We start from the raw sequence: 16,547 nt of genomic DNA on the forward strand, positions 1-16,547 counted from the left end.
ATGATTCATATCCCGAAAGCGGAATACGCCCGGCGCCGCAAGGCGCTGATGGCGCAGATGGAACCCAACAGCATCGCGATCCTGCCGGCCGCCGCGGTCGCCATTCGCAACCGCGATGTCGAGCATGTCTATCGCCAGGACAGCGATTTCCAGTACCTCAGCGGTTTCCCCGAACCGCAGGCGGTCATCGTCCTGATGCCCGGTCGTGAGCACGGCGAGTACGTGCTGTTCTGCCGTGAACGCAACGCCGAACGCGAACTCTGGGACGGGCTGCGCGCCGGCCAGGAAGGCGCGATCCGCGATTTCGGCGCCGACGACGCCTTCCCCATTACCGATATCGACGACATCCTGCCGGGCCTGATCGAAGGCCGCGACCGGGTGTATTCGGCCATGGGCAGCAACCCGGAGTTCGACCGCCATCTGATGGACTGGATCAACGTGATCCGCTCCAAGGCGCACCTCGGCGCCCAGCCGCCGAACGAATTCGTTGCGCTGGATCACCTGCTGCACGACATGCGCCTGTATAAATCGGCGGCAGAAGTGAAGGTGATGCGCGAAGCGGCGCGGATTTCCGCCCAGGCCCACATCCGGGCGATGCAGGCCAGCCGGGCCGGGCTGTACGAGTACAGCCTCGAAGCCGAACTGGATTACGAGTTCCGCAAGGGCGGGGCGAAGATGCCGGCCTACGGTTCGATCGTCGCTGCCGGACGCAACAGCTGCATCCTGCATTACCAGCAGAATGACGCGCTGCTCAAGGACGGCGATCTGGTGCTGATCGACGCCGGTTGCGAAATCGACTGCTACGCCAGCGACATCACCCGCACCTGGCCGGTCAACGGCAAGTTTTCCGCCGAACAGAAAGCGATCTATGAATTGGTATTGGCCTCGCAGGAAGCCGCGTTCGCCGAAATCGCCCCGAACAAGCACTGGAACCAGGCGCACGAAGCCACGGTTCGGGTGATCACCGCCGGACTGGTGAAGCTGGGGTTGTTGCAGGGCGAAGTCGACGAGTTGATTGCCTCCGAGGCCTATAAGGCGTTTTACATGCACCGCGCCGGCCACTGGCTGGGCATGGATGTGCATGACGTCGGCGAATACAAGGTCGGCGGCGAATGGCGGGTGCTGGAAGTTGGCATGGCGCTGACCGTGGAGCCGGGCATCTACATCGCCCCGGACAATCAGAACGTAGCGAAGAAATGGCGCGGCATTGGCGTGCGCATCGAGGATGACGTGGTAGTGACCAAGAGCGGTTGTGAAATCTTGACCGGCGGCGTGCCGAAAACCGTCGCCGAGATCGAAGCCCTGATGGCGCAAGCACGGACCTGCGCGGCATGAGTCGGGTCAATCTGGCAATCATCGGTGGCGGTCTGGTCGGCGCCAGTCTGGCGTTGGCGTTGCAGGCCGGGGCCAAGGCCCGTGGCTGGAAGATCGTGCTGATCGAACCGTTCGCCCCCGGTGACACCTGGCAGCCAAGCTACGACGCGCGTTCCTCGGCGCTGTCTTTCGGTTCACGGCAGATTTATCAGCGGCTGGGCGTGTGGCAGGAAATCTCCCGCCGCGCCGAGCCGATCAAACAGATTCATGTGTCCGACCGTGGACGCTTTTCCACCGCTCGTCTCTCGGCGATGGAAGAGGGCGTCCCGGCGCTCGGCTATGTGGTGGAAAACGCCTGGCTCGGCCAGTGCCTGTGGCAGCACCTCGACAAAGACGTAATCAGCTGGCGCTGCCCGGCGGAAGTCTCCCGCATGGAGCCGCTGCCCGACGGCTACCGCCTGACCCTCAACGATGAAACCACGGTCGAATGCGATCTGGCGGTGCTCGCCGATGGCGGCCGTTCCGGTCTGCGCGAGCAGTTAGGCATCAACGTGCGCAAGCGCCCGTACAACCAGAGTGCGCTGATCGCCAATATCACCCCGAGCGAAGCGCACAACGGCATGGCCTTCGAGCGCTTCACCGACGAAGGCCCGATGGCGCTGCTGCCGCTGCCGGAAAACCGCTGCGCGCTGGTCTGGACCCGTCTGGGCATGGACGCGCAACGGCTGGCGGACCTGAGCGAGCGTGATTTCCTCAGCGAGCTGCAAGGCGTGTTCGGCTACCGCCTCGGCACCCTGAAGCAGGTGGGTGCGCGGCATCTGTACCCGCTGTCGCTGGTGGAGGCCGAAGAACAGGTGCGTTCGCATCTGGCCGTTCTCGGCAACGCCGCCCACAGCCTGCATCCGATTGCCGGTCAGGGTTTCAACCTGTCCCTGCGCGATGCCGATGCGTTGGCCGCGGCGCTGCTGGGCAGCGACAAACCGCTGGGGGATTTCGCCACGTTGCAGGCCTATCGCGAGCGCCAGCGCCTCGATCAGGACCTCACCGTCGGATTCTCCGATCAGGTCACGCGCCTGTTCGGCAGCACCCAGCCGCTGGTATCGCTGGGGCGCAATATCGGCCTGCTCGGCCTCGATCTGCTGCCGCCGGCCAAACGCTGGTTCGCCCGCCAGGCCATGGGGCTGGGGACGCGGCCGGATGCGTGAGTGGCTGATCAGACGGTTCGGCAAGGCGCGGCTGATGCGCTGGATCATGACGTTCTACCCGCCGTATTTCGGCGCCGGTGTCCGGGTCAGGCACATCAGCGATGACTTTCGTGACATCCAGGTCTCGATGGGCCTGGGCTGGTACAACCGCAATTACGTCGGCACCCAGTTTGGCGGCAGTCTGTATTCGATGGTCGACCCGTTCTTCATGTTGATGCTCATGGAGAATCTCGGCTCGCGGTACATCGTCTGGGACAAGGCCGCCGACATTGATTTCATATCGCCGGGCAAAGGCCCGGTGTTTGCCCGATTCAACATCGACGACACCCTGCTCGACGAGATCCGTCGGCAGACCGCCAATGGCGAGAAATACCTGCCGCAGTTGCAGGTCGACATTCATGACGGCGCCGGCAATCTGGTGGCGCGGGTCGGTAAAACCCTTTACGTGCGGCTCAAGCCGCCAGCGAGACAGGCTTAAAGCATGGAAATGCGCGCGGATGTGCTGATTGTCGGAGCCGGAATGGTCGGCAGCGCTTTGGCGCTGGCGTTGCAGGGCAGCGGGCTGGAAGTCCTGCTGCTCGACGGCAGCCCGTTGAGCGTCAAACCGTTCAATGGCGACGCGCCGTTCGAGCCACGGGTGAGCGCACTGTCGGCGGCCAGCCAGCGGATCCTCGATCGCCTCGGCGTGTGGGACGGCATCGTCAACCGACGCAGCAGCCCTTACACCGACATGCATGTCTGGGACGGCAGCGGCACCGGCCAGATTCACTTCTCGGCCAGCAGCGTGCACGCCGATGTGCTTGGGCATATCGTCGAAAACCGCGTGGTCCAGGATGCCTTGCTCGACCGCCTGCACGATTGCGACCTGGGCCTGCTGGCCAACGCGCGGCTGGAGCAGATGCGCCGCTCCGGTGACGACTGGCTGCTGACCCTGGCTGACGGCCGCACATTGCGCGCGCCGCTGGTGATCGCGGCAGACGGCGCCAATTCCGCCGTGCGCCGTCTGACCGGCGTCGCCACCCGCGAGTGGGATTACCTGCACCACGCCATCGTCACCAGCGTGCGCAGCAGCAAGCCGCACCGGATGACCGCGTGGCAGCGTTTCACCGATCATGGGCCGCTGGCGTTTCTGCCGCTGGAGCGTGACGGCCAGCAGGACTGGTGCTCGATCGTCTGGTCGACCACGCCGAGCGAAGCCGAACGGTTGATGGCGCTGGATGACGCGGATTTCTGCCGTGAGCTGGAGCGCGCGTTCGAAGGCTGCCTCGGCGAGGTTATCAGCGCCGATCCGCGTCTGTGCGTGCCGCTGCGTCAACGCCACGCCAAGCGCTACGTGGCCGAAGGCCTGGCGCTGATCGGCGATGCCGCGCACACCATTCACCCGTTGGCGGGGCAGGGCGTGAACCTTGGCTTCCTCGACGCCGCAGTGCTGGCTGAAGTGCTGCTGCAAGCCAACGAACGCGGCGAACGACTGGCGGATGTGAAGGTCCTGAGCCGCTACGAGCGTCGGCGCATGCCGCACAACCTGGCGCTGATGGCCGCTATGGAAGGCTTTGAGCGGTTGTTCCAGGCTGATCCGCTGCCGCTGCGCTGGCTGCGCAACACCGGACTGAAAATCGTCGAGCAGATGCCCGAGGCCAAGGCGTTGTTTGTGCGTGAAGCATTGGGGCTGACCGGCGACTTGCCTGCGCTCGCCAAGGCCTGACCAATGTCGTGCAACATCTGGTAACTCCTTGGGAAAGTGTTCGATTGAGAAGGTAAATGTGAGTCCTTATCATTTGGACCACTTTTCCCGAACGAGAGACCGCTCCCATGTTGGCATCCAAGCGTGTTCTGACCGCACTGGCCCTGACCCTGATCGGCAGCACTGCCGCCCAGGCCGCTGACGAGGTGGTGGTCTACTCCTCGCGTATCGATGAGCTGATCAAACCGGTGTTCGATGCCTACACCGCCAGGACCGGGGTGAAGATCAAGTTCATCACCGACAAGGAAGCGCCGCTGATGCAGCGGATCAAGGCCGAGGGCGAGAACGCCTCCGCCGACCTGCTGCTGACCGTCGATGCCGGCAACCTCTGGCAGGCCGAGCAGATGGGCATTCTCCAGCCATTCACCTCGAAAACCATCGACGCCAACATCCCTCTGCAATACCGTTCTTCGACCCACGCCTGGACCGGCCTGAGCCTGCGTGCGCGAACCATCGCCTACTCCACTGAACGAGTGAAACCGGGCGAGCTGACCACCTACGAAGCGCTGGCCGACAAGAACTGGGAAGGCCGCCTGTGCCTGCGCACGGCGAAAAAGGTCTACAACCAGTCCCTGACCGCCACCATGATCGAAGTGCATGGCGCCGAGAAAACCGAGAAAATCCTCAAAGGCTGGGTCAACAACCTGTCCACCGACGTGTTCTCCGACGACGTCGCGGTGCTGGAAGCAATCAACGCCGGTCAGTGCGATGTCGGCATCGTCAACACTTACTATTACGGCCGCCTGCACAAGCAGAAGCCGGAACTGCCGGTGAAACTGTTCTGGCCGAACCAGGCGGATCGCGGGGTGCACGTCAACCTGTCGGGCATCGGCCTGACCAAGCATGCGCCGCATCCGGAAGCGGCCAAGGCGCTGGTCGAGTGGATGACCACGCCTGAGGCGCAAAAGATCTTTGCCGATGTGAACCAGGAGTTCCCGGCGAATCCGGCGGTGAAGCCTTCGGAAGAAGTGGCGGCTTGGGGGCAGTTCGTGGCTGATACTTTGCCGGTTGAGGTGGCAGGCAAGCGCCAGGCCGAAGCGATCCGGATGATGGATCGGGCGGGTTGGAACTGAGTCTTTCCTGACAGCACTGTTTGATCGTTCCCACGTTGAGGCGTCGAACCGTCTGCGTGGGAATGCAGCCCCCGACGCTCTGCGTCGCATCATCGACAGCGTGACGCAGAACGTCACAGAATGTGTGCCCACGCAGAGCGTGGGCACAATCATTTGAACGAGACTGTTTCCTTGGCCCACCCCGCCCAACGCCGCTGGTACCCCATCGTCTTCACCATCGCCGCGTTGGTGCTGCTCCCCCTCAGCGTCCTCCTGCTCTCATGGCAAACCATCGATCACCAGATCTGGTCGCACCTGTGGGAAACCCAGATGCCGCGTCTGCTGGGCAACACCCTGACGCTGGTTCTCGGCGTTGGCGTGGGGGTAACGCTGATCGGCGTGAGCCTGGCCTGGCTCACCAGCCTCTGCGAATTCCCCGGTAGGCGCTGGCTCGACTGGGCGCTGATGCTGCCGTTCGCCATCCCGGCCTACGTGCTGGCGTTCGTCTTCGTCGGCCTGCTGGACTTCGCAGGCCCCGTGCAGACCCTGGCGCGCGAATGGTTCGGCGCCGGCCTGCGCCTGCCGCGAGTGCGTTCTACCGGCGGCGTGATTCTGGTGCTGGTGCTGGTGTTCTACCCCTACGTTTACCTGCTGGCGCGCACCGCGTTTCTCGCGCAGGGCAAAGGCCTGATGGAAGCCGCACGAGTGCTCGGCCAGTCACCGTGGCAAGCATTCTGGCGCGTGGCGTTGCCGATGGCGCGACCGGCGATCGGTGCTGGCGTGGCGCTGGCGCTGATGGAAACCCTGGCGGATTTCGGCGCGGTGTCGGTGTTCAACTTCGATACCTTCACCACCGCGATCTACAAGACCTGGTACGGCTTCTTCAGCCTGCCCAGTGCCGCGCAACTGGCCAGTCTGTTGCTGCTGGTGGTGATGCTGGTGCTGTATGGCGAGCGCCGTGCCCGTGGGGCGAACCGGGCAAGCAACGAGCGGCCACGGATCAAGGCGCTGTACCACCTGCGCGGGCCCAAGGCCTGGGCGGCGACCGGCTGGTGCGGTCTGGTGTTCGCCTGTGCGTTTGTCATTCCGGTGCTGCAACTGGGGGTATGGTTCTGGCAGCGCGGGCGCTTCGACCTGGATGAGCGCTACGCCGGGCTGATTCTCCACACCTTGTATCTGGGCGGCATGGCAGCCTTGATCACAGTCAGCGTGGCGATGTTGCTGGCGTTCGCCCGGCGGCTGGCGCCCACCCGGACGATCAACTCTGCGGTCGGTCTGGCCAATCTCGGTTATGCCTTGCCGGGTTCGGTGCTGGCGGTGTCGATCATGCTCGCGTTCAGTTATCTGGATCGGGAGCTGGTGATTCCGCTGTCCGGCTGGCTCGGTGGTGCGGGCAAGCCGCTGCTGCTGGGCAGTCTGGCAGCGTTGCTGCTGGCGTATCTGGTGCGGTTCGTGGCGGTGGCCTATGGACCACTGGAAAGCAGTCTGGCGCGTATACGGCCCTCTTTGCCTGAAGCGGCACGTAGCCTGGGTGTCAGCGGTCCGCGACTGTTTTTCAAAGTGTATCTGCCGCTGTTGCTGCCCGGCACGCTCAGCGCTGCGTTGCTGGTGTTCGTCGATGTGCTCAAGGAAATGCCCGCGACCCTGCTGATGCGCCCGTTTGGCTGGGACACGCTGGCGGTGCGGATCTTCGAAATGACCAGCGAAGGCGAATGGGCGAGGGCGTCGTTGCCGGCGCTGACGTTAGTGCTGGTCGGTCTGTTGCCGGTCATCGGACTGATCCGTCGTTCGGCGCACCGCAACACTTAGTCGTCAGTCCTGAATCATGCGGCTACAATGCGCGGCATTCGGTGCGGTCCGTCTGACAGACCCTGTCGCTGAAATCGGCTGAAGGCCCTTTGATACAGGGCTTTCCGATCCGTGCAGCAGCGCTCCGCACCTTCGCCACGCCCGGAAGGAGAAACCCATGGGACAGCGTACGCCTCTGTATGACCTGCATCTCGCCCTCGGCGCGAAGATGGTCGATTTTGGCGGTTGGGACATGCCCCTGCATTACGGCTCGCAGGTCGAGGAGCACCATCAGGTGCGCCGCGATTGCGGGGTATTCGATGTTTCCCACATGACCGTGATCGATGTCAGCGGCCCCCAGGCCAAGGCCTGGCTCCAGCATTTGCTGGCCAATGACGTCGAACGCCTGCACAGCCCCGGCCGTGCGTTGTACAGCACCATGCTCAACGAGCGCGGCGGCATCGTCGACGACATGATCGTCTACCGCCTCGAAGACGGTTATCGTCTGGTGGTCAACGCCTCCACCCGCGATCAGGACCTGGCCTGGATGCAGGCACAGCTGGGCAGTTTCGATGTGCAAATGCACGAACGCTTCGAGCTGGCGATGCTCGCCATCCAAGGCCCCCATGCCCGGCACAAGATTGCCGAACTGGTGACTCAGTCCCGAGCCAACCTGATCCAGATGCTCAAGCCTTTCGAAGGCCACGTCGACGGCGACTGGTTCATTGCGCGCACCGGTTACACCGGCGAGGACGGTCTGGAAATCGCCCTGCCGGCCGATCAGGCCCCCGGGTTTTTCAACGATCTGGTGGGCGCCGGCATTTCCCCCATCGGTCTCGGTGCGCGCGACACGCTGCGGGTCGAAGCCGGCATGAACCTCTACGGTCAGGACATCCACCAGGAGGTTTCGCCACTGGCCTCGAACATGGCCTGGAGCATCGCCTGGGAGCCGGCCACGCGCCGGTTCATCGGTCGCGACGCGCTGGAAGCGGAAAAAACCGCCGGTGTGCAGCACAAACTGGTCGGCCTGGTGCTTGAGGAACGCGGGGTTTTGCGGGCCCATCAGGTGGTTCGTATCGCCGATGTTGGCGAAGGGGAGATCACCAGTGGTAGTTTCTCTCCTACGCTTAGCAAGTCGATTGCCCTGGCGCGTGTGCCGATGGCGACTGCCGACCGCGCCGAAGTGGAAATCCGTGGCAAGTGGTACCCGGTACGGGTGGTCAAACCGACTTTCGTACGCCATGGCAAAACCTTGATCTAACCTTTTCCGGCGGGCACGACCGCTGACCTATTTCCTGAGGACACAGAACATGAGCAATATCCCCGCCGACCTGCGTTTTGCCGAAAGTCATGAATGGGTGCGCCTGGAAGCCGACGGCACCGTCACCGTGGGCATCAGCGATCACGCCCAGGAAGCGTTGGGTGATGTGGTGTTTGTCGAGCTGGCAGAAGTGGGCAAGGTGTTCGCTGCCGGTGATGCCGCCGGTGTTGTCGAGTCGGTCAAGGCTGCTTCCGACATCTATTCCCCGGTTGGTGGCGAAGTGATTGCGGTCAACGAAGACCTGGCCGGTTCGCCCGAAGAGCTGAACAACGATCCGTACGCCGCGTGGATCTTCAAGCTCAAGCCAAGCGACAAGGCCGAACTGGACAAGCTGCTCGACGCGGCCGCCTACAAGGCTGCCATCGGCGAATAAGCTGCACGCCAGGCCCCAAAGCCCCGACCCGTCGGGGCTTTTTTCTGCCCGGGACTTTTGCCGTCGGGGTGGCTGCTATGCTGGTTTGACCGTGTTGCATTGACGCCGAGCCGCCAGCCAAGAGAGAGCCCGTCATGTCCAAGTTGCCATCCCTGAGCCAGTTACGCGATCCCCATGCCTTTCTGCGCCGCCACCTCGGCCCCGATGCCGCCGAGCAACAGGCGATGCTCGACAGCCTCGGCCTCGGCAGCCGGGTCGAACTGATCGAGCAGACCGTGCCGCCGGGCATTCGCCTCAACCGCGAGCTGGACCTGCCACCGGCGCTGGACGAGCAGGCAGCGCTGGCCAAACTGCGCGGCTATGCCGAACAGAATCAGGTCTGGACCAGCCTGATCGGCATGGGCTACCACGGCACCCTGACGCCGACCGTCATCCTGCGCAACGTGCTGGAAAATCCCGGCTGGTACACCGCCTACACGCCTTACCAACCGGAAATCGCCCAAGGCCGGCTCGAAGCGTTGCTCAACTTTCAGCAACTGACCATCGACCTCACCGGCCTTGAATTGGCCAACGCTTCGCTGCTCGATGAAGCCACCGCGGCGGCGGAAGCCATGGCCCTGGCCAAGCGGGTGGCGAAGTCGAAAAGCAATCTGTTCTTTGTTGACGAAAACTGTCATCCACAAACCCTTTCCGTGGTGCAGACCCGCGCCGAAGGCTTCGGCTTCGAGCTGATCGTCGACGCTGTGGATAACTTGAAGCAGCACCAGGTGTTCGGCGCGCTGCTGCAATACCCCGACACCCACGGCGAAGTCCGTGACCTGCGGCCGCTTATCGATCACCTGCACGCGCAGCAAGCACTGGCCTGCGTGGCGGCCGACCTGCTCAGTCTGTTGTTGCTGACCCCGCCGGGCGAACTGGGTGCGGACGTGGTGTTCGGCTCATCCCAGCGCTTCGGCGTGCCGATGGGTTACGGCGGCCCGCACGCGGCGTTTTTTGCCAGCCGCGAGGAATACAAACGGGCGATTCCCGGGCGGATCATCGGCGTGTCGAAAGATGCCCGTGGCAACGTCGCGCTGCGCATGGCCCTGCAAACCCGCGAGCAGCATATTCGTCGGGAGAAGGCCAATTCGAACATCTGCACCGCCCAGGTGTTGCTGGCCAACATCGCCAGTTTCTATGCGGTCTATCACGGCCCGGAAGGACTGAAACGAATCGCCCAGCGCGTGCACCGGCTGACCTGCATTCTCGCCGCCGGGCTTGAGCGCCATGGCATCCAGCGCCTCAACCGACACTTCTTCGACACCCTGACGCTGGACGTGGGCGGGGCGCAAACCGCGATCATCGAAAGCGCCCGGGCCGCGCAGATCAACCTGCGCATTCTCGGTCGTGGCCAACTGGGTCTGAGCCTCGACGAGACCTGTGATGAAAACACTGTGGCCAAACTGTTCGATGTGCTGCTGGGCGCCGATCACGGGTTGAGCGTCGATGATCTCGACGCTGAAGCGCTGACCTCCGGTATTCCCGACACGTTGCAGCGCAGCACGCCGTACCTGCGCCACCCGGTGTTCAACGCCCACCACAGCGAAACCGAGATGCTGCGTTATCTCAAACAGCTGGAAAACAAGGATCTGGCGCTCAACCAGTCGATGATCCCGCTGGGCTCCTGCACCATGAAACTCAACGCCACCAGCGAAATGATCCCGATCACCTGGCCGCAATTCGCCAACCTGCACCCGTTCGTGCCCCGGGAGCAGGCTGTCGGTTACACGCTGATGATCGAGGAACTGGAGCGCTGGTTGTGCGCGATCACCGGGTTCGATGCGATCTGCATGCAGCCCAATTCCGGCGCCCAGGGCGAGTACGCCGGGCTGCTGGCAATCCGCAAATATCACGAAAGCCGACAGCAGGGCGGGCGGGATATCTGCCTGATTCCTTCCTCGGCCCACGGCACCAACCCGGCCTCGGCGCAGATGGCGGGGATGCGCGTGGTGATTGTCGAGTGCGACGACGCCGGCAACGTTGATCTGGAGGATTTGAAAGCCAAGGCGTCCGAGGCCGGGGCCAGGCTGTCGTGCCTGATGGCGACCTACCCGTCGACCCACGGCGTGTACGAGGAAGGCATCAGCGAGATCTGCGAAGTTATCCACAAACACGGCGGCCAGGTGTACATGGACGGCGCCAACCTCAACGCTCAGGTCGGGCTGGCGCGGCCGGCGGACATCGGCGCCGACGTGTCACACATGAACCTGCACAAAACTTTCTGCATTCCCCACGGCGGGGGCGGGCCGGGCATGGGGCCGATTGGCGTGCGCGCACATCTGGCGCCGTTCGTTGCCAACCATCCGGTGATTCCGATCGACGGGCCGCAACCGCAGAACGGAGCGATCAGCGCCGCCCCGTGGGGCAGTGCGAGCATTCTGCCGATCAGTTGGATGTACATCGCGATGATGGGGCCGCAATTGGCGGACGCCAGCGAGGTGGCGATTCTGGCGGCGAATTACCTGGCGCAGCACCTCTCGGGTGCTTTCCCCGTTCTGTACACCGGGCGCAACGAGCGGGTCGCCCACGAGTGCATTCTGGATCTGCGGCCGCTCAAGGCCGCCACCGGCATCAGCGAAGAGGACGTCGCCAAGCGCCTGATGGATTACGGTTTCCACGCGCCGACCATGTCGTTCCCGGTGCCGGGCACCTTGATGGTCGAACCGACCGAGAGCGAGTCCAAGGCCGAACTGGATCGCTTCATCGGCGCCATGCTGAGCATCCGCGCAGAAATCACCGAGGTGCAGAACGGCAACTGGCCAGCCGAAGACAACCCGCTCAAACGGGCGCCGCACACCCTGGCCGATATCACCGGCGTGTGGGAGCGGCCGTACAGCATCGAGCAGGGCATCACGCCGGATGCACACACCCAAGCGCACAAATATTGGCCGGCAGTGAACCGGGTCGATAACGTCTACGGCGACCGCAACCTGTTCTGCGCCTGCGTGCCGGTGGACGATTACCGCTGATCAGCGGACAAAAAAATGCCGCTCGTGTGAGCGGCATTTTTGTCTGTCCGGAAAGTTATTCCGACGCCACGGCGTTCTTCGCCAGAATCGCGTTCGCCAGTTCCATGTCCGTTGCCTGCAGGCCCGGGTTGTCGGCGCGGACTTTCTGCATCGCGGCTTCCAGGTACGGGCCACGGATACCGCCATCGCTGGCGACGAAGCTGCCGGCGTCGTCCTGGGCGGCAACGATCAGTTTGTGATCCTTGAAGGTCAGGTAGGTCGAGCCGGTGGTGGCGCCGGACGAAATGACGTTACGCCAAAAGCTGTCGGCCATTGCCGAACCGACGGGCAGAGACAGCAGGGCAAGGGTGGCGACAGCAAGTTTGAGACGCATGTTGGGTGACTCCACTGGTGTTGAATAACGGGTTGGATCGTCGTTTCGCCGATCCGGTTCCGTGAGAGGCTATTTCTGCTCGCTCTGTGGTGTCACCCGCAATACTTCTTCAAGCGTTGTCAGCCCGGCCGCGACTTTCTGCGCGCCGGACAGGCGCAGGCTGCGCATGCCTTCCTTGAATGCCTGCCGACGGATCGCCGTCAGATCGGTGTCAGGGCTGATCAAGGCCTTGAGGCTGTCGGTCAGTTGCATGATTTCGTAGACCCCGGCGCGACCGTGATAACCGGTGTCACGGCACTCCAGACAACCGATGGCCCGTTGCGCATTGCCCGGCAGCGGCGCCTGCCACGGCCGGGTCAGGGTTTGCCAGTCTTCTTCGTCCAGAGTCAGCGGCGCCTTGCAGTGCGGGCACAGTGTTCGCACCAGTCGTTGCGCCATTACACCGAGGACGGTGGCCTTGATCAGGTAATGCGGCACGCCGAGCTCCAGCAGACGACTGATGGCGCTTGGTGCGTCATTGGTGTGCAGGGTCGAGAGCACCAGGTGCCCGGTCAATGCCGCCTGGATCGCCATTTCGGCGGTTTCCAGGTCGCGGATCTCGCCAATAATGATGATGTCCGGGTCCTGTCGCATCAGCGCGCGCACGCCGGCGGCGAACGTCAGGTCGATGTTGTGCTGGACCTGCATCTGGTTGAAGGCCGGCTCAACCATCTCGATCGGGTCTTCGATGGTGCAGAGGTTGACCTCCGGCGTCGCCAGTTTTTTCAGCGTGGTGTACAGCGTGGTGGTCTTGCCGGAACCGGTCGGGCCGGTGACGAGAATGATGCCGTTGGGCTGGCGGGTCATGTCCTGCCAGCGGCGCAGATCGTCAGCTGAAAACCCGAGCTGATCGAAATCCTTGAGCAGCACCTCCGGGTCGAAGATCCGCATCACCATTTTTTCGCCGAACGCGGTGGGCAGCGTTGATAGCCGCAGCTCGACCTCGCCGCCGTCCGGGGTCTTGGTCTTGACCCGGCCGTCCTGGGGCTTGCGCTTCTCGGCGACGTTCATCCGGCCAAGGCTTTTCAGGCGACTGACGATGGCCATCGTCACCTGTGGCGGAAATTGATAGACGTTGTGCAGCACGCCATCGATGCGAAAACGCACCGTGCCTTGCTCGCGTCGGGGTTCAATGTGGATATCGCTGGCCCGCTGCTGGAAGGCGTACTGGAACAGCCAATCGACGATGTTGACGATGTGCGCGTCGTTGGCGTCGGGCTCCTGATCACTGGCGCCGAGGTTGAGCAGTTGTTCGAAGTTGCCGAGGTTGCCGTTCTGCGCATCGGCATTGCTGGCGCCGCTGACCGATTTGGCGAGGCGAAAGAATTCGACGCTGAATCGCTGAATGTCCGCCGGGTTGGCCACCACTCGCTTGATCGGCAGTTTCAGTACGTGAGTCAGATCGGCTTCCCAGCCGCTGACGTAGGGCTGGGCGCTGGCCACGGTCACCGCGTCGCGGTCGACCGACACCGCGAGGATCTTGTGGCGCTGCGCAAAGGCATAGGACATCAGCGGCGTGATGGCGGCGACGTTGATCTTCAGCGGATCGATCCGCAGGTACGGCTGGCCGGCCTGTTGCGCCAGCCACAGGGTCAGGCTTTCCAGATCGAGGTGTTTGCCCGGACGGCTGAGATCGTCCAGTTGCTGGCTGGCGATGAATTCCAGCGGGTGTTTCTGGCCGTGGGCGGCATGCCGACGCCGGGCATTCAGCGCCTGTTCGGCCGAGTCCTGGCAGATGAAACCCTGGGCGACCAGTTCACGCAGTACCTCATTGAGATCCAGCCAGCGGTCCTGAGCGGCGAGTTGAACGGACATGCGGGCTCCTTTTGAACGACAGTGCGCAAAGGATAGTCGTGGCCCCGCCGACCGTTGGGCCACTACCCGACGAAGACGTTTCGGTTCTTGTCAGCCGGCCGCCTGCGCCGGCGCATCCCACGCCGCCTCGGGGTTTTGCAGGTTCACCGAGCAGACGCTGATCAGGTTACGAAGTTTTTCCGCGATCACCTGGGCGCGGTGCCAGCTCAGGCCGCTCATGACGATGTCGATCGACAGCAGGTCGTCGAGCCGCTGGACATTGACCTGTTCCGGGGTAAGGCACTGCAAGGCGAACAGGTTCAGCACCCGCACCAGCAAATCCGGCTCGGCTTCGGCCAGGATCTGGTACTGCGCAAGGCAATGGGCGTTGCTGGCGTTCCACACATCGGCACGGGGCGCGGGGGTGTTGACGGCTTCGAGGTGTGGCATGGCAGGTCTCCGGAATCAGTGGAGGAATTTTTACATTCGATGCCGGGCATTTCTTGTCTAAGATGAGCTTCTTGCGCGATTGGTCGGGTATATCAATTCGGCATTGGCTGATTTTGAGGATTATTTATGCACAGCGAGCTGGACAGTTATGACCGGCGCATTCTCGCCCTGCTGCAAGAGGACGCTTCCTTGTCCAGCGCACAGATCGCCGAACAGGTAGGCCTGTCGCAGTCGCCGTGCTGGCGACGGATTCAGCGGATGAAGGAGGAGGGGATCATTCGTGGTCAGGTGACCTTGCTCGATCGCAAGAAGATTGGCCTGAACACGCAGATCTTCGCCGAGATCAAACTCAACGCCCACGGCCGTTCGAACTTCACTGAGTTCACCGAGGCGATTCGCGGCTTTCCGGAAGTGCTGGAGTGTTATGTGCTGATGGGGGCGGTGGATTTCCTGCTGCGGATCGTCGCGGCGGACATCGAGGCGTATGAGCGGTTCTTCTTCGAGAAACTGTCGCTGGTGCCGGGGATTCAGGAAGTGAACTCGATCGTCGCGCTGTCGGAGATCAAGTCCACGACAAGCCTGCCGGTATTGCGCTGATTTGATGATCGTTCCCACGCAGACGGTTCGACGCCTTGACGTGGGAACGATCTTTAGCGGGGATTACATGCGCAGCAGAATTTTCCAGGCGCGATTCTGATACACCGCAATCGCCTGATGCTTGCGTGCATCGAGCAGTTCGTCGGTGATGGTCGGCTCATTGGCCAGTTGCGCCAGTTTGTTCAGCTCGCCGTACAGGCGATCCATTTCCGGGATCTCCAGCACGTTGCGCGCGTGGTGCAGCCAGACCTGGATGCGTTCGATGCGCGGCAGTTGCTCGGCCAGATCTTCCGGCTGCTGCTGATAACGCTGCAATTGCAGCGAAGTGGCTTCTTCGCCCAACAGGCGCGGCAGCCAGCTTTGCAACTGCGCAGCACCCTGGCGATTGCCACGGGTGTTGCGGTCAGCCGTCCAGGTACGGGCCAGCAACCAGCGCGAAGCGTTCAGCGAGAACAGGCCCCAGCGCGGGTCTTCCAGCTCTTCGAGGAACTGTTCCGGCGCGGCTTTGCGCACGTCTTCGTCTTCGATGCCGACCTGTACCAGCGGACGCCAGTCTTCCAGCAGCGCATCCAGTGCCACGCGCAAGTCGTGGGTCGACTGACGCGGTGCGGCCTGGCCGAGGCTGCTCAGCAGGGCGCGCATTTCCGCAAGGTTCTCGACCCAGTCCTGCAGCAGGCGCCAGTGACCGTTGAAGCGATACTGTTCGGCCAGACGCTGACTGCTGCCGAGCAAGTGCCAGGCCAGGGCGGCGAAGGCGTCGTCCAGCGGGGTTTCGGCGGTGATGGCCGGCGCCGGCAGGCTCAGCGAGTAGCTGTTGGCGTCGTACAGGCGATAACCGCGCTCGGCCTTGCTGATGTCGCACGGCATCAGGGCCAGGGTTTCGGCCAGCTCGGCGGCCAGCTCCAGCAGTGCGGCAGGCTCGCCTTCGCGCAGTTCCAGTTCCAGCTCGCAGATTTCTTCTTTCTGCTTGCCGACCACCACATGGCCCAGGTCCAGCGCGGCTTCGATGACCACTTTGGTCTTGCCACGGCCCCAGGCGATTTCGGCGCGCTCGCGGACGAAATCGGTGGTGAAGATCGGCTTCAGGGTTTTCTTGTCCAGGTCGGCAAGGGACTCGGGCCAGCATTCGCCGTCGAGTTTCTTCACGTCGAGCCTGGCTTTGGGCAGGTTCCAGTCGTACTCGTTACGCTCGGACAGGCCGGCGACGCTCTGGCCACGGGTCTTGAGGGTCTGAATCACCTCTTCGCCGTCCTTGCGCAGGCGCAGGGCAACCTTGGCCCGGGCCAGGTCACGCTCAGGCGTGTCGAAATACTGATTCATCAACTCACGGCGTTCCCAGCCACTTTTGTTGCGTTTTTTCAGGAGAGGGTGCTCGCGCAGGGCGGCGAGGGTTTCGCGGCTGACGCGGAGTTTGATTTCGGTTTCTTTCTGCATGGCCGGAAAATCCAGGATCGGGAGCGCAGCCGGGGGAATGTGTGGCTGCCAAGGC

At 63.1% G+C, this 16,547-nt stretch carries 14 protein-coding genes; 10 read left to right on the forward strand and 4 right to left on the reverse strand.

Annotation, left to right across the window (positions count from 1 at the left end; genetic code table 11):
• From pepP to gcvP, 9 genes are all read left to right on the forward strand, one after another.
• Positions 1–1,335: a Xaa-Pro aminopeptidase gene (gene pepP, locus L6D81_RS08785; protein ID WP_085696903.1), complete on the forward strand. Its 1,335-nt coding sequence runs from the start codon at positions 1–3 to the stop codon at positions 1,333–1,335.
• The gene (gene ubiH, locus L6D81_RS08790) at positions 1,332–2,519 is read left to right on the forward strand and encodes a 2-octaprenyl-6-methoxyphenyl hydroxylase (protein WP_236178743.1); all 1,188 of its coding nucleotides are present in this window, start codon (positions 1,332–1,334) and stop codon (positions 2,517–2,519) included. The genes pepP and ubiH overlap by 4 nt, the downstream gene beginning before the upstream one ends.
• Complete coding sequence (locus L6D81_RS08795) at positions 2,512–2,997, forward strand: DUF4442 domain-containing protein (RefSeq protein WP_236178744.1); 486 nt, start codon at positions 2,512–2,514, stop codon at positions 2,995–2,997. Before ubiH ends, L6D81_RS08795 begins: the two co-directional genes overlap by 8 nt.
• 9 nt (positions 2,998–3,006) lie before the next feature.
• Positions 3,007–4,224, forward strand: a complete 1,218-nt coding sequence (locus L6D81_RS08800; protein ID WP_236178980.1) for a 2-octaprenyl-3-methyl-6-methoxy-1,4-benzoquinol hydroxylase — start codon at positions 3,007–3,009, stop codon at positions 4,222–4,224.
• A gap of 107 nt (positions 4,225–4,331) precedes the next feature.
• Positions 4,332–5,336: an extracellular solute-binding protein gene (locus L6D81_RS08805; protein WP_236178745.1), complete on the forward strand. Its 1,005-nt coding sequence runs from the start codon at positions 4,332–4,334 to the stop codon at positions 5,334–5,336.
• A 171-nt stretch (positions 5,337–5,507) separates the two neighbouring features.
• On the forward strand, positions 5,508–7,124 hold the full coding sequence (locus L6D81_RS08810; RefSeq protein WP_236178746.1) for an ABC transporter permease: 1,617 nt from the start codon (positions 5,508–5,510) through the stop codon (positions 7,122–7,124).
• A 157-nt stretch (positions 7,125–7,281) separates the two neighbouring features.
• Positions 7,282–8,364, forward strand: a complete 1,083-nt coding sequence (gene gcvT / locus L6D81_RS08815) for a glycine cleavage system aminomethyltransferase GcvT (protein WP_236178747.1) — start codon at positions 7,282–7,284, stop codon at positions 8,362–8,364.
• A 49-nt stretch (positions 8,365–8,413) separates the two neighbouring features.
• Entirely contained in the window at positions 8,414–8,797 is a 384-nt protein-coding gene (gene gcvH / locus L6D81_RS08820; protein WP_236178748.1) for a glycine cleavage system protein GcvH, read from the forward strand.
• 134 nt (positions 8,798–8,931) lie between these two features.
• Entirely contained in the window at positions 8,932–11,805 is a 2,874-nt protein-coding gene (gene gcvP, locus L6D81_RS08825; protein WP_236178749.1) for an aminomethyl-transferring glycine dehydrogenase, read from the forward strand.
• 55 nt (positions 11,806–11,860) lie between these two features.
• Here gcvP and L6D81_RS08830 read toward each other — a convergent pair whose 3' ends face one another.
• The 3 genes from L6D81_RS08830 to L6D81_RS08840 all read right to left on the reverse strand — a co-directional run bounded on the left by L6D81_RS08830 (position 11,861) and on the right by L6D81_RS08840 (position 14,461).
• Complete coding sequence (locus tag L6D81_RS08830; protein ID WP_007951791.1) at positions 11,861–12,178, reverse strand: DUF2388 domain-containing protein; 318 nt, start codon at positions 12,176–12,178, stop codon at positions 11,861–11,863.
• 69 nt (positions 12,179–12,247) lie between these two features.
• The gene (gene tfpB / locus L6D81_RS08835; protein ID WP_236178750.1) at positions 12,248–14,032 is read right to left on the reverse strand and encodes a type IV pilus assembly ATPase TfpB; all 1,785 of its coding nucleotides are present in this window, start codon (positions 14,030–14,032) and stop codon (positions 12,248–12,250) included.
• A gap of 90 nt (positions 14,033–14,122) precedes the next feature.
• Positions 14,123–14,461 (reverse strand): hypothetical protein, encoded by a 339-nt coding sequence (locus tag L6D81_RS08840; RefSeq protein WP_207984276.1) that lies wholly within the window; start codon positions 14,459–14,461, stop codon positions 14,123–14,125.
• Between the two features lie 126 nt (positions 14,462–14,587).
• Here L6D81_RS08840 and L6D81_RS08845 point away from each other — a divergent pair, with 126 nt between their 5' ends.
• A complete protein-coding gene (locus L6D81_RS08845; RefSeq protein WP_007951785.1) occupies positions 14,588–15,058 on the forward strand; it encodes an Lrp/AsnC family transcriptional regulator in 471 nt (156 codons plus the stop codon).
• Positions 15,059–15,121: 63 nt separating this feature from the next.
• On the opposite strand, the gene L6D81_RS08850 is transcribed toward L6D81_RS08845, so the two are convergent.
• Positions 15,122–16,492, reverse strand: a complete 1,371-nt coding sequence (locus tag L6D81_RS08850; protein WP_236178751.1) for a CYTH domain-containing protein — start codon at positions 16,490–16,492, stop codon at positions 15,122–15,124.
• Positions 16,493–16,547: the final 55 nt, after the last annotated feature.

The sequence above is a fragment of the Pseudomonas sputi genome, assembly GCF_021603585.1.
In the GTDB taxonomy this organism is placed as follows: Bacteria; Pseudomonadota; Gammaproteobacteria; order Pseudomonadales; family Pseudomonadaceae; genus Aquipseudomonas; species Aquipseudomonas sputi.

Bases quoted from the DNA above. Each gene is read 5' to 3' on its own strand.
- pepP (WP_085696903.1), top strand. From the start codon at position 1: ATGATTCATATCCCGAAAGCGGAATACGCCCGGCGCCGCAAGGCGCTG.
- ubiH (WP_236178743.1), top strand. From the start codon at position 1,332: ATGAGTCGGGTCAATCTGGCAATCATCGGTGGCGGTCTGGTCGGCGCC.
- L6D81_RS08795 (WP_236178744.1), top strand. From the start codon at position 2,512: ATGCGTGAGTGGCTGATCAGACGGTTCGGCAAGGCGCGGCTGATGCGC.
- L6D81_RS08800 (WP_236178980.1), top strand. From the start codon at position 3,007: ATGCGCGCGGATGTGCTGATTGTCGGAGCCGGAATGGTCGGCAGCGCT.
- L6D81_RS08805 (WP_236178745.1), top strand. From the start codon at position 4,332: ATGTTGGCATCCAAGCGTGTTCTGACCGCACTGGCCCTGACCCTGATC.
- gcvT (WP_236178747.1), top strand. From the start codon at position 7,282: ATGGGACAGCGTACGCCTCTGTATGACCTGCATCTCGCCCTCGGCGCG.
- gcvH (WP_236178748.1), top strand. From the start codon at position 8,414: ATGAGCAATATCCCCGCCGACCTGCGTTTTGCCGAAAGTCATGAATGG.
- gcvP (WP_236178749.1), top strand. From the start codon at position 8,932: ATGTCCAAGTTGCCATCCCTGAGCCAGTTACGCGATCCCCATGCCTTT.
- L6D81_RS08830 (WP_007951791.1), bottom strand. From the start codon at position 12,178: ATGCGTCTCAAACTTGCTGTCGCCACCCTTGCCCTGCTGTCTCTGCCC.
- tfpB (WP_236178750.1), bottom strand. From the start codon at position 14,032: ATGTCCGTTCAACTCGCCGCTCAGGACCGCTGGCTGGATCTCAATGAG.
- L6D81_RS08840 (WP_207984276.1), bottom strand. From the start codon at position 14,461: ATGCCACACCTCGAAGCCGTCAACACCCCCGCGCCCCGTGCCGATGTG.
- L6D81_RS08845 (WP_007951785.1), top strand. From the start codon at position 14,588: ATGCACAGCGAGCTGGACAGTTATGACCGGCGCATTCTCGCCCTGCTG.
- L6D81_RS08850 (WP_236178751.1), bottom strand. From the start codon at position 16,492: ATGCAGAAAGAAACCGAAATCAAACTCCGCGTCAGCCGCGAAACCCTC.